Raw genomic sequence first — 12,194 nt, forward strand, 5'->3', positions numbered from 1 at the left:
TATAATTAAATCAGGTGCTAAGGGTGCAAAATACATCTTATGTTAATCTAGGCATTACCCCTCTAAGCTAGTGATCATGGTCTTGAAAAATAAACCACACTTTTATAGTCACTTACAGAAGTGAAGCCTTTACTTTTTGATTACCGTGTAACCTTTTTTACGTTTAATACCTCTCGCAATCCCTCTCCAATTAAATTAAAACTTAGAACGGTTAATAAAATCATTACCCCAGGGATTATCATAAGGAAGGGGTGTGTTTGAAAAAATGCTCTAGAATCATTTAACATAGCTCCCCATTCAGGTATAGGAGGTTGGGCGCCTAAACCTAAGTAAGAGAGGGAAGCAATAATTAAAATAATTTTGCCCATGTCCAAAGAAGCGATAGTTAATGTGTGGGGCAACACCGTAGGAAACAAATGTTTCCATATGATTCTTCTGTTTGTGCAGCCTATAGACACGGCTGACAGAATGTACTCTTTTTCTTTTTCTGCTATAGTAATGCTTCTGGTTACTCTGGCATAATTAATCCACTTAACAGCAACGATAGCAATTAGGACATTCTGAAGGCTAGGTCCCAACAATCCCGCAATAACTATGGCTAAAATAAAATCAGGGAAGGCGGCAAATCCATCAACGATTCTCATAATAATAGTATCGATTTTTCCTCCAAAATACCCACTAAGGACTCCTAAAGGAACGCCTATCAAAAGAGTTACAAGTAAACTAAAGCTGCTTACTTGAAGGGTAAGGAGCCCGCCTTCCGCGATGCGAGAAAAGATACACCTGCCCAAGTGATCGGTTCCTAAAGGATATTGAAGACTTGGTGGTAAAAGACGCTCAGCCATATTAGGGTGAATAGACTCGTTCTGTAATCCGTAGCTACCAATTAGACTGATTACCCCAAAGCCAAGCAATAAAACTATACCGAAGCAGAATAATTTTTCTTTGCTGACTTTATGAATCATTATTTTAAATTTTCTCCCCCATTCTTATCCGCGGATCTAGGATCCCTATAGCTACATCGACCAAAAAGTTAATTACGAGCACAAAAAGGCCTGTAACTAGAATGTATCCTTGGATTACTGGATAATCCCTTTTTAGGATTGCTTCGATGACCATGCTACCTATGCCGGGCCATGCAAACACACTTTCTATAACTACCGTACCCCCAAGTAAGCTACCCATACTTAACCCAAACATTGAGAGGATGGGAATTAGAGCTGACTTCATGGAATGTTTAGTTAGCATGGTCCATTTGGTTAGACCTTTTGCTTTAGCATTTTGCACGTAAGGTTGCTGGTATTCTTCCAATAAACTTGCTTGAAGAAGTCTTGCATATACCGCTGACATACCAATACCTAAAGTTATAGAAGGTAATATAAGATGCTTTATACTATGACTCCCCGAAGAAGGAAACCATCCCAGTTGTAAAGAAAACCATTGAATACAAAGAAGCCCAAGCCAAAAAGAAGGCATAGAAGCTCCGATCAATATTAAAGTCCGGCAAACATGGTCTAAAGCACTATTGTAAAAGTAAGCAGACGCCACCCCTAAAATTCCTGCAATAAGCACCATCACCAGTAACCCTCCTATTGTTAATAGAAGGGTATTAGGAAGTCGTCCTAACAAAAGGTCTAAAACCGGAGCATTCATAGAATATGACTCCCCAAGATCTAATTGAAATATTCCTTTTAACCACTGGAGATATTGAAGAACAGGTTGGTCTAGAAGTAATTCACTACGCAAAGCTTGCTCTTGTTCTTTAGTAATGACGACTTCATCCGCTTTTAAAAGGGTTCGCACTGGGTCACCCGGAGCAAGCTTCATTAAAAAAAAAGTGACAATAGATAAAAACAGCAGTACAAAAATCATTTGGGTAAAGCGATAAAAAATAAAATGTATCATTTATTCTACATCTAGCTCATTGGTGAGAATATAAAATTCTTCAGAACCAGGTTCCCAATTTTTCACTCTATTATTGACTCCGACAACGATATAAGGATAAATAATATAGGACTGAAGGTTATTTTCTTGGATAACGGAGGTAGCTTCTTTCACTAGTTCAGTTCTCTTTTCCATATTAGGCTCTTGGTTTAATGTTTCGATGACCTCATTAAGCTCCTTATGATCGGTATTTCCTGGATTAAGAGCACCGTTTGGCATCTTGGATACATTTAAAAAATACCCTCCATCTCCTCTAGGAGCTGAAAAAACACTATACGTCGCCAAGTCCCAATCTTCATTTTCATGTAAATAAGCATCTATATTTTCTACCATTCTTATATCCATATTTATACCAATTTTACTAGCTTCCCCCTGGAGAACTTGAGCAATTAAAGGAAGTTCGGGGCGTGCCTGATAGGTCACTAATGTAAAATCAAGTACTTCCCCATCTTTCATCAAGAGACCTTCCTCATTTTTTTCCCAACCATCTTCTTTTAATAAGGTTTCAGCTTCCTCTAGTGAATGCTTCGCCTCGCTCTCTGAACCAAATGAAAAGGAAGGGTGAAAAGGTCCGCTAGCAGGATCGGCATGACCTCCCATAATATCATTCACTATACTTTCTCTATCAAAAAGCAAATCAATAGCTTTTCTTACATTTTGGTCTTGCAAGAGAGGGTTATCAAATTGGTAAACGAGATAATGGGTACGTACACTTGGAACTGAATGAATAGAAAGATCTTCATCATTTTCGATAGGATCTAAACTCTCAGGTGGTATGTGATAGGAGATATCTGCTTCTTTTGATTGAAGGGCCATTCCACGGACATTTGCATCGTTATTAAAGGTGAATGTCGCTTCTTCCACATTGGCTGCACCGTCCCAATAGTCATCAAAACGTGTTAAGTGAACGGCACTGTTTGGTTCAAAGTCACTCACTTGAAACGGTCCAGTCCCGTATGGCCTCTCTGTAATATCTTCATTTTCTGTTAACGTGATTCCACTGTCAGCATTTACGAGTTCAGAAGTAAGCATTGGATGAGGCTCGGTTGTATGTATAACAAGTGTTTGCCCTTCAGCTTGGATTTCTTCAATCTTTAAAGCAACTTCTAGAGAGGGATTTACTTCTATGGACCTTTCTAAGGATTCGGCAGCTACCTGAGCAGTCAACAACTCGCCATTATGAAACGGTATATTTTCTTTGATTTCAAACTCCCACGTTTGGTCGTCTACTTGCTCCCAGGACTCCGCAAGCCAAGGCTCCAATTCAAGGTCTTCATTCACCTTCACTAAGGTTTCAGTCACACCTGCTCTTACTGGCACCCAACTTAAATGAGGATCCAGGGTGTCCGATCCAAAACTAAATAATAATGTTAGGGATTTATCCGTGTTTTCCTCTCTTTCTTCGTTTGGAACCTCTGACTCTGAGCTTTGATTTTCTGCACACGCCGTTAAAAAAAGCAAAGCAGGAAAGAGGATACTAGCTGTTTTTTTCATTTCATTTCCTCCTGATTTGATGTTTAGGTGTTCTTTTGGCAGCAAGGTACATTATGATCTCCTCCCTTTGTCAAAACCAACAATTCACTAATCGTAATGATTACGATCTGTATTATAGCATACCAAATTACACAATGATAACTCTATTTTTGGAGTCATGATACAGATATTAAAAGATAAGGAAATTTTAGGCATAAGTTTACTTATGGGAATAAAGACTAAAAAGTCAGGTAAAGGATGAATCCTGGGCAAAAGGAAGGACATTATAAAAGTGAGGTGAGGCGGATGAAATTACAGGTAGTTGGAAAAATATTTTTAGCACTTGTCGTGATCGGTTTTGGTTGTTTTGCGGCTTATGAAAACCTTACAGGGAAAGATGAAGAGCAAATTGAAGAGGAAGAGCAAGAAGGACAGGAATTTGAAGAACAAGGTTATAGATAGGGCTTACATAAAGAAAATTTATCCTTCCATGACCTTGCTCTAATGACCTTCTAAAAGGAGAACATCAATCGTGGTAATAAGGAATAAGAACCAATTGTTCGTTTTTCTTGCTTGCCTCCAATGTGGTCGAGAATGAGGGATAAAGCACACACTGTATGTTCGCGACGATTTTTAACGAGGGACGAGTTATGTACAACCCTACATAGAAGAAACTCTCACCGGAAAGCTGGCAATGGCCAGCTTCTTTTTTTTGCTTTTTTCTTTTGGCTCCGGCAGTCTAGCGTTCCCTGTTTCAGATAAGCCCCTAAACGTGGCAAAGTTTGCGCTTCGCTGTTTCCCACGTTTTTTGGCAACTGAAACAACCAAAACGTAAGGGAGCTTCAAAACTTTTTCCAAAACGCTGCGCAAACAAAAAACTTTTGAAGCATGACGAATTGGTTGGTTCCCTTGTCGTTTTGGTTAAAGGCCACGCTAACTGCTACGCAACAAAAGAAAAAAAGCTCCCTTTTGGGAAGTAGACTTCCTGCCGAGCCAAACAAAGAAAAAAGAAAGGATGAAACACAAATGAAAAAGACAAAAGAGGAAGTGATGAAAGGCATTGAAAAGAAGCTAGAAAAAGGCATTCAGGAGATCTTTGCATCTGAACAAATGAAAGAGTATCTAGCGTTTCTCTCAAACTTTAGACAGTATTCGTTTAACAATACCGTGCTCATTTTTAGTCAAATACCCCCAGCAACGCTTGTGAAAGGGTATCATGAGTGGAAGAAACTCGGACGATACCCGAAAAAGGGTTCCAAGGCCATTAAAATCTTAGCTCCCTTAATCACCAAGAAAAAAGACAAAGAAACAGATGAAGAAAAATCAGTCATATACGGTTTTCGGTACGTTAATGTTTTTGATGTCCAGCAAACAGAAGGAGAGCCGTTGCCAGAGCCTCTGGTCAAAACACTGGAAGGAGAAAAGGATGTGACAAAAGAATTATACCATAATCTGGAAACCCTCAACGACATTCCTATTTACCATGAGGATACAAAACCCGCCAATGGGTACTATCACATCATAGACAAGTATATTGCCTTGGATCACGATTTAAGCCCCAATCAGGAAGTGAAAACCTTGGTCCATGAATATGCTCACCATCTTTTGCATGGACAAGGGGCCACATTTGAACAAGAAGAACACCGGATTAAAGAAGCCCAAGCTGAAGCCGTGGCCTATGTAGTCCTACACCATTACGGCATAGATACGGGGGAATATAGTTTTGGCTATATTGCCAGTTGGAGCAAAGACCCTGATATTATAAAGCAAATTGGAACAGACATTATCAACACAAGCCAAACCATCCTAAACCAGTTGGAAGAAATGAAGGACAAGCGAAGGGAATCGGTGGGGGCTTAAAAGCCCCATCCTTTTCCTTGCAAGGAGGTTGATTAGCCTGGTAACGTATGAGACAGCTACATGGAAGTTGCGTTGCTGTGAAAGGTGGGAGCTAGAACCGAGTTATTTTTCAGAGCCTTTTTATGTTCGTTCTCAAACCGAAGTGCACGCCATGATTAAATATATCATCAATCCGAAGGTGTACGAAAATAGAAAAGGTTGTAATGAATAGTCATCTTCTTTTCCTGCCTCCCACCCATTCAATCTGGCAAGCTGAAAAACTAAGAATTTTTTCACTTGCCCCTTTTTTGCCAAACAGAAAGGAGATCATGATCATGACAATCCTTCATTTTATAGATGGTCATCCGGTTTGCCCGGAGTGTTTCGCTCGAGTACACGATGAGGATAAACAGAGAATACGGATCAATGAAGTAACATCTCCGCCAAAAATTTATTGTACGTCTTGTGCGTTACGATTGCATCCACCGCACACCGTGCGGAAGAGAAAAGCAATATAAAAGGAGTTCTGAACATGAAAGATACGTGTCCGTATTGTGGCAGCTGTTTAGATCAAAACTTTTATTGTGATTTTTGTGTCATGACGATACTAAAGGAAAAAGTGCAAACGGATCATCATCGAGAGAACGTTTTGGTTCGCGATTTTGTCTTTAGGGAAAATGCAGAAAAAACCACACCTGAATTACAAAGTATGACTTCGTTTGAGCTTATGATGCTGTTAAAACTGATCCGTAAAGAAAGGGCTACTGCTTACAAATTAATGACTCATTTTTACCGGGCGAGAAAAACGGGAAACCCTGAGTACCAGGATCAAGAAGAAGACCAAGGAACGGATTATCAATACTGGACCAAGAAAATGTTCGTTGTCGAAAACCTTCTCAGAGAGAGAATGGTTTATATTCCGCAACGCTTAACAGATTCCTATTTAGAAAAGATGAGAGATCATATTGAAACCATGCAGCACAAACCCATGTATGTTAGGACGAGTCGAAAAGAGAAGGCAAAGTAAACCTTCTCTTTTTCCATACTTGTGTGGTGAGTATTCACCAAACCTTCACGTAACTGACCTGGAAATAAAATTTCACATACTATATATAATTTATTTATTGATGTCAGCTTTTTGACATGTGAAACCTGGGGAAGAAAAGTTACACACGGGGCAAGATAAGGGGTGAATACCCATATAGTGTAACCAATAATGCACTATATAATATAAATACTACATAGTGTTTACATTTTTATACTATCTAGTGTTTTATGATGGATGGGAGAACAGTACATGTCATGAACCTTCTCCCCTCTGCTCCTGTACCAGTGTAGAAAAGAACAGTGAATCACTTTCAGCTCTTAAGGATAAGGACTTTTACCGTAGATTTTCACGAGGTTAAGGGACGAAAATAGAAAATGTAAACGTATGTACACAGTCGTTTCTTTATTAAAACAGTTTAGTTTCTAAAAAAAAAGAGAGCTGTTAAGCTCCCTTAGTTTTCGTTCAACCTATTTAAAATCATATCGTGGTTGCCCACTTTTTTGGATAAATAGGATGTATCTTTTGATAATGTTTCTGTGTTTTTATTGATCGTTTTGAGCAAAGAAATCACGTCTTCATTGCTATTCCAGTCGTTACGATCTAACTTTTCGTTCATTTCTCTAAATCCTTGGGTTGTTTGTATTTCAAGATGTGAAACTTGCTTATCCAAATGCGAAATTTGCTTTTCTACTTTATCAAACCTGTCGTGAAGGCCTTGTATCGCCTTTAAAATTTCTTCCATACGTATCACCCTCTGATATCATCATACCAAAAAGAAAAAGACCAAGCACCCTTTTCCTTAAGGTACTATTCAAGTTTGATTTATCCAAAAATAACTTAAAACACGAAGAGTGCTTTTTACGTTGGGTGACGGTTAAAACAGTGTATTGGTCATCCAATACTATTGATATCAAACGACCGTTGAGGGGTATATATGTACATCTTCTCCCTCCCTGCTTACTGATCCAGTGTAGAAAAGAACAGTGAATCACTTTCAGCTATTTTAGGGGGAGGTATTTTAAGTAATGACGCTTTTATTAGAAAGAAGGGGAGAGGCCTTAAAGAACTACCTAATTTTCTTTTTGATCATTTATCTAATTGAATTATTTTTTCTCCATAAAAAAATAAGCATTCTTCACTTTTACTGATGAAAAGGAAAATACAAACAATAAAGGACAAAAACTTAATGGTTATTAGCTTTTTGCTTGTTTCAAGACATTCCATCTAATCGGGCAGGTTCTTTTGGTCTTGATCATCATATAAATCTGAATACAGTGAATCAGTTTCAGGAGGGGTAGTCATGTCTGTACAGTCCGCAAAACAATCGGCTCAAACGCGAGGAATGGGAAATAAGCGTGTCGCACGCATTCCGGTTTCTACTACCAATGAATACGATAAAAAGCTCACTCGGTTATCCATTGCTACGGGGGGCATGAGTAAATCAAAAATTGTGGACATTGTTCTTCGGATCGGTCTCGATTCTCCTAATGTAGTGGAGTTTATTCAAGAACAATACGGGGCGCAATATGAAGAGTTTCACGTTACGCCTATGGTTGTTTCAACAGATGGAAAAAAAGAAGTCGTCTATCGATCAAGGTAATTTGGCGAATTTGATTCCAACTTTGAACATGTTTTTATCCTTTTTGTGGCAAGAAGCGCAAAGACCATTTCTTTTGTTGTGTTTGTCTCTTTTTGCTTTTTGACATTGTGGACACTTAGCCATACTGTTCACCTCTTCTAAACTTTGAAGATAGTACTGGTATGGTCATATTTTTAGAGTTTTATACATTTCTCTTCAAAAGGAAAAGTCAGGTCTCATCCAACTTCACATAGTTAAAAGAGAAGATCCCTTTTACACCCAGGGATCTTCTCTTTTAATTGTTGTGCGTTTACGAGTTTTGAGGAATTGGATGATTTAAAGTATATCCCACTAAAAGCAATTTCGCTTTCTCACGACTAGTATAGTGTTTCTTTTCAACGCTATAAGAAAGGAAGTGCTTTATAGGATAAAAAAGTATATGCTATGCTAGGGAGGCTTTTATAATGTCAAAAGAACCAGTACGTATTAGTTTAAATTTATCAACGAGATCGGGAGAAGGAATGCTTGGTCAGGGTTATCGATACGAGTACGTCATTTCTTTTGGTACGGGCCCTATGATTGCTGATATATATTTCTTTGGCAGAGACGATAACATGGTAGCTACGGTTCAGATTGGTAACATTTCTGATGGAAATGTTTTACGTATTGATTCAAAAGAGTTTGAACATAGAAGAGAGGATTTTCCTTTCCCTGAGTTTTTATTGTCATTTGTTAAAAGGTAATGGGGATAACAAATTTAAGTAATGCCACTTTACCCTCACCCATCATTACTATCACTCTCTACACCATAAGGTTCCATATAGGGGTGAAGGAAACCAGTATGAAGAAATAATAATAGAGACTCCTGGCCCTTGATATAGCAGGTATAACATGAAAGTACGGGACATAAGTATTCGTTCTCAAGTTTTTAAGTAGGGTAGGTTTTATAGGATGAAAAAGGAAATTGGATTTGTTTCCAAGCAAGATATTTGGCTAGAGGAAAGTCAGTACTCGACGACATTATGGTGGGATGGATCGCATTACTTAGCTTTTGTTGAAGAGGAGATAAGTGGCGTGAGAAGTGTTTACTATGGAAAGTCGGAAGGTGAGGCATTGGCTTCGATTGGTGAGAATAAACCATAAGCAACTAAGCCGATAGAAAGGAAGGGAGCTACGGAACCAGCCCCTTCTTTTTTCTTTTAAATCAGTGACATATCCTCAGATTTTTCCTTTACTCCTTGATACTTATTTAGTAAAACGTCTAGTTCCTGGCTACATTGAACGGTTCTTTCATCCGTAAAGCCATATCGTTTTGCGTTTTTATACATTTCCTTCTTTTTAATCTTTATCATGCATTCCATAAACACGTTCATTTCATTACTATCCTCCAATATGTAAATGAATTGGATATCTTAGCTGAAATGTTCTTGTTGAAAATCAAGACACATTTTCCATCATACGATAACAGACAAATGTTATCTATAAAATATTCATTTTGTAAAACTATTGAAATATTTTAAACGTTATTTATGTCAGACAAAAGGATGTTTTCAGTCGGTTGTCCTGCAAAGATTTTTTAAATAATGAATAAAAAACTAGCTGCAGAGGTTACATTCTCTGTAGCTTTTTGCTTTGATGGCTGTATATCCAATGTTTCTGTAGAAAAAACACTTAGTGTATAAAAAAGTCCCTTCTTTGGTCAAAGAAAGGACGTCAAAAAATTAAGGAAGATCAATCACAATATATATTTCCCCTGTTCGAGGGATTTTAAACTCGAATTTTCCTCCCCCAAAAAAGCTTTAAAATACGAAGAATACGGTTTACATTGGATGACGATAAAGTTATGTATATTGGTCATCCAATACTATACATATGAACCGAACATCTTATTAAATGACCTCCCTCTCCTTCCCTCCACCACATCACGAGTGAACCACTTTTCCAAAGTGATTTATTACTCATTATTGTTGAGCTTAGGGGTTTATAAAGTAGAAAGGGGAGTGGTGTTATGTCTATATCACAGGTTACCGAAAAAAAGAGTTAGGTTGGTTATTTTCCTTTAAAGACGGGACACCAGCTGGAATTATGGAGTTAGGAATTGATAAGAGGAGTTTGAGTGCTTTTTATCATATTGCAAATCAAATTACCACTCACGAGAATGACAACTTTGTTTTTCTAGAACCCGAGGTTATTGAATGTCATGTTAAATATAGAAATGTAACTTCTAATGGTAAGTTAAGGCTTCCTACTTTCTTAAAATTTAATATATAGATAAATATTTTCACGTACATCATAAGAATTTAAGTGTAAGGAGATAATGAATATTACTAAAAATAAAAAGAGTGGTAGCAGAAGAAGATGTTTTCTGCTACCACTCTTTTTTTGAATTAGTACGTTATTTCTAGAGTATTAGGATCAAACTATACGTTACTATCATAAATTGTTTATTCATAGATATTACCTTCATTTCCTTAACTCGGAGAACCACCATGTGACTTAGAGCTATAAAAACTAATATTTATTTAAGATTAGATTGGTTGACGAAAGAATCTTTCAGTTGAGCCTTCACAGCCATTTCACCCTTTTTATTAAGGTAGCTTAATACACTGGCAATTTTATTTACTTCATGCTGGAGGCGTTCAACATCTGTTTTGCATGAATCCGGAAATAGGTTCGGATCAAGGTTCAAATCAATGGAAATAAGTATTTCCCCTTTTTTCTTTTCCAAGTCAATCACCTCACCATTCATCTGTATGCCTATGATACCATTCTTTTTTTAAACGATGATCGTTTTTGATAATTATCTATGAAAACACAAATCATTTAGAAAAAATACATGATTTCTATTATTTGTGCAATATTTGTAATGTTATGATAATTTTTATGCATATCCGTTCAATTTATTTTGATCATTCCTTACCTTATAAATGGCATGCAATAGAAGTTGTAGAGAGGGAATATGAAGAAGAAAATTGAGGCAATTCATAAAACAAAGAGAAAGGAAGGAGCTATATTACTAACCCCTTCCTTTTTATATTTAAACCAGTGAAAGATCACCAGTTTTTTTCTGTAACCCTAATTGTTTATTTAATAATATGTCTAGTTCCTGGCTACAATGAACGGTTCTTTTATCTGTGAAGCCATACAGTTCTGCTTTCTTATACATTTCTAATTTTTTATTCTTTATTTTTCTATCAATGAGTCCTTCCATTTCATCGTTATCCTCCCATATGTAATAAATGGCTTAGATATCTTTGCTGAAATGTTCTAGTTGAGAATAAAACACATATACAATCATAGGATATAGGATCTGTTGAATGTTGCTATATTATGTTTTGTAAATAAAAAAAGTTAAATATTACACTAAAGGCTTAAGGGTGGAACGCTGATATGCTTACTCAAAATTGAACAACTAGAGCATACATAAATAAGGAAAGCACCTCACTATAGTAGCGGATATCCCCGGGGAAGGGGATGAAAGTAGAATAAGAGGACCTTTGATTTAAAGGTCCCCGAAAGCTACTATTGTTGTCGGTTTTGTTGATTTTGGTTTTGCTGCTGCTTGCGCTGCTGAGCTTGCTGGTTTTGTTGACGAACTTCTTGAGCGTCTGTTTCACGCGCAAATTCATTTTCCAATCACCTCTTGAGCCCCTTACAAATGAATAATGCCATGAATCCCTGTCCCAAAGAGGGGGAAGAATTCATTTGTATATTATAAAGATGGAAATCCGTGTTCCTCATCTTTAAAGGGAACATATTTCAATAGCCCTCTTAATTAAAGAATACATTTAGGTTTTAAAGGAAAAATAAAAACCTACTCACTTCTTGGGAGGGAAAAATAATGAGCTTTTTTAAAGAAGATTCTCCAAAGGAAAACCGCGCTTCCCGAAAGCAGGAACAATCTACAGATACAGAATTTGCGAGAGATAATGCTCATATTGAGCTTCGGGAAGAAGAAATAGACGTGCATAAGCATCGAGCAGAAACAGGAGATGTGACCCTTCATAAAGATATTATTGAAGAGGAAAAAGAGATTAACGTGCCTCTATCCCACGATCAAGTTGTTATTGAGAGAAAAGCAGTTAATCATGAGCCATCAGAGGAACCAATTGGAAAGGAAGAAACGATCCGGATCCCTGTGACGGCTGAAAAACTTGATGTTGACAAACACACCGTAGTGACAGGTGAGGTCTCAGCCCATAAACAGGCTGTGGAAGAAACAGAACAAATAAAAGATGTCCTTCATAAAGAAGTAGCTGACGTTGAAGAACATGGAGATGCAGAAATAATTAATGATGACAAATAGCCTTT

The 12,194-nt window shown here is 37.4% G+C and carries 15 protein-coding genes; 7 read left to right on the plus strand and 8 right to left on the minus strand.

Annotated elements, in window-relative coordinates; all coding sequences use genetic code 11:
• Nucleotides 1-140: 140 nt before the first annotated feature.
• Genes nikC through nikA form a run of 3 tightly spaced genes read right to left on the minus strand, consistent with a single transcriptional unit; the run spans nucleotide 141 to nucleotide 3,438 of the window.
• A complete protein-coding gene (nikC, locus tag CEF17_RS18695; protein ID WP_100401038.1) occupies nucleotides 141-965 on the minus strand; it encodes a nickel transporter permease in 825 nt (274 codons plus the stop codon).
• Nucleotides 966-969: 4 nt separating this feature from the next.
• A complete protein-coding gene (gene nikB / locus CEF17_RS18700; protein WP_100401039.1) occupies nucleotides 970-1,905 on the minus strand; it encodes a nickel ABC transporter permease in 936 nt (311 codons plus the stop codon).
• On the minus strand, nucleotides 1,906-3,438 hold the full coding sequence (nikA, locus tag CEF17_RS18705; protein ID WP_100401040.1) for a nickel ABC transporter substrate-binding protein: 1,533 nt from the start codon (nucleotides 3,436-3,438) through the stop codon (nucleotides 1,906-1,908).
• Between the two features lie 285 nt (nucleotides 3,439-3,723).
• Here nikA and CEF17_RS20180 point away from each other — a divergent pair, with 285 nt between their 5' ends.
• From CEF17_RS20180 to CEF17_RS18720, 3 genes are all read left to right on the plus strand, one after another.
• On the plus strand, nucleotides 3,724-3,879 hold the full coding sequence (locus CEF17_RS20180; protein WP_157843098.1) for a hypothetical protein: 156 nt from the start codon (nucleotides 3,724-3,726) through the stop codon (nucleotides 3,877-3,879).
• Nucleotides 3,880-4,443: 564 nt separating this feature from the next.
• Nucleotides 4,444-5,277: an ArdC-like ssDNA-binding domain-containing protein gene (locus CEF17_RS18715; protein WP_157843099.1), complete on the plus strand. Its 834-nt coding sequence runs from the start codon at nucleotides 4,444-4,446 to the stop codon at nucleotides 5,275-5,277.
• Nucleotides 5,278-5,788: 511 nt separating this feature from the next.
• Entirely contained in the window at nucleotides 5,789-6,283 is a 495-nt protein-coding gene (locus tag CEF17_RS18720) for a hypothetical protein (RefSeq protein ID WP_100401043.1), read from the plus strand.
• 472 nt (nucleotides 6,284-6,755) lie between these two features.
• Here the strand turns inward: CEF17_RS18720 and CEF17_RS18725 are convergent, their stop codons facing one another.
• Complete coding sequence (locus CEF17_RS18725; RefSeq protein ID WP_100401044.1) at nucleotides 6,756-7,046, minus strand: hypothetical protein; 291 nt, start codon at nucleotides 7,044-7,046, stop codon at nucleotides 6,756-6,758.
• A 558-nt stretch (nucleotides 7,047-7,604) separates the two neighbouring features.
• On the opposite strand from CEF17_RS18725, the gene CEF17_RS18730 reads away from it, so the two are divergent.
• The 3 genes from CEF17_RS18730 to CEF17_RS18740 all read left to right on the plus strand — a co-directional run bounded on the left by CEF17_RS18730 (nucleotide 7,605) and on the right by CEF17_RS18740 (nucleotide 9,026).
• Complete coding sequence (locus tag CEF17_RS18730; RefSeq protein WP_100401045.1) at nucleotides 7,605-7,904, plus strand: hypothetical protein; 300 nt, start codon at nucleotides 7,605-7,607, stop codon at nucleotides 7,902-7,904.
• Between the two features lie 443 nt (nucleotides 7,905-8,347).
• Nucleotides 8,348-8,626: a hypothetical protein gene (locus tag CEF17_RS18735; RefSeq protein WP_100401046.1), complete on the plus strand. Its 279-nt coding sequence runs from the start codon at nucleotides 8,348-8,350 to the stop codon at nucleotides 8,624-8,626.
• A 208-nt stretch (nucleotides 8,627-8,834) separates the two neighbouring features.
• Nucleotides 8,835-9,026, plus strand: a complete 192-nt coding sequence (locus CEF17_RS18740) for a hypothetical protein (protein ID WP_100401047.1) — start codon at nucleotides 8,835-8,837, stop codon at nucleotides 9,024-9,026.
• A gap of 56 nt (nucleotides 9,027-9,082) precedes the next feature.
• On the opposite strand, the gene CEF17_RS18745 is transcribed toward CEF17_RS18740, so the two are convergent.
• The 4 genes from CEF17_RS18745 to CEF17_RS20970 all read right to left on the minus strand — a co-directional run bounded on the left by CEF17_RS18745 (nucleotide 9,083) and on the right by CEF17_RS20970 (nucleotide 11,519).
• Complete coding sequence (locus CEF17_RS18745; protein ID WP_100401048.1) at nucleotides 9,083-9,256, minus strand: aspartyl-phosphate phosphatase Spo0E family protein; 174 nt, start codon at nucleotides 9,254-9,256, stop codon at nucleotides 9,083-9,085.
• A gap of 1,145 nt (nucleotides 9,257-10,401) precedes the next feature.
• A complete protein-coding gene (locus CEF17_RS18750) occupies nucleotides 10,402-10,632 on the minus strand; it encodes a hypothetical protein (protein ID WP_198509040.1) in 231 nt (76 codons plus the stop codon).
• 288 nt (nucleotides 10,633-10,920) lie between these two features.
• Nucleotides 10,921-11,094 carry an aspartyl-phosphate phosphatase Spo0E family protein gene (locus CEF17_RS18755; protein ID WP_198509041.1) on the minus strand — a complete coding sequence of 58 codons (174 nt, stop codon included), beginning with the start codon at nucleotides 11,092-11,094 and terminating at the stop codon, nucleotides 10,921-10,923.
• Nucleotides 11,095-11,405: 311 nt separating this feature from the next.
• Nucleotides 11,406-11,519: a gamma-type small acid-soluble spore protein gene (locus CEF17_RS20970; protein WP_332835322.1), complete on the minus strand. Its 114-nt coding sequence runs from the start codon at nucleotides 11,517-11,519 to the stop codon at nucleotides 11,406-11,408.
• A 205-nt stretch (nucleotides 11,520-11,724) separates the two neighbouring features.
• On the opposite strand from CEF17_RS20970, the gene CEF17_RS18765 reads away from it, so the two are divergent.
• Entirely contained in the window at nucleotides 11,725-12,189 is a 465-nt protein-coding gene (locus CEF17_RS18765; RefSeq protein WP_100401050.1) for a YsnF/AvaK domain-containing protein, read from the plus strand.
• Nucleotides 12,190-12,194: the final 5 nt, after the last annotated feature.

It is taken from the genome of Bacillus sp. FJAT-44742, from assembly GCF_002797315.1.
GTDB lineage: Bacteria > Bacillota > Bacilli > Bacillales > Marinococcaceae > Thalassorhabdus > Thalassorhabdus alkalitolerans.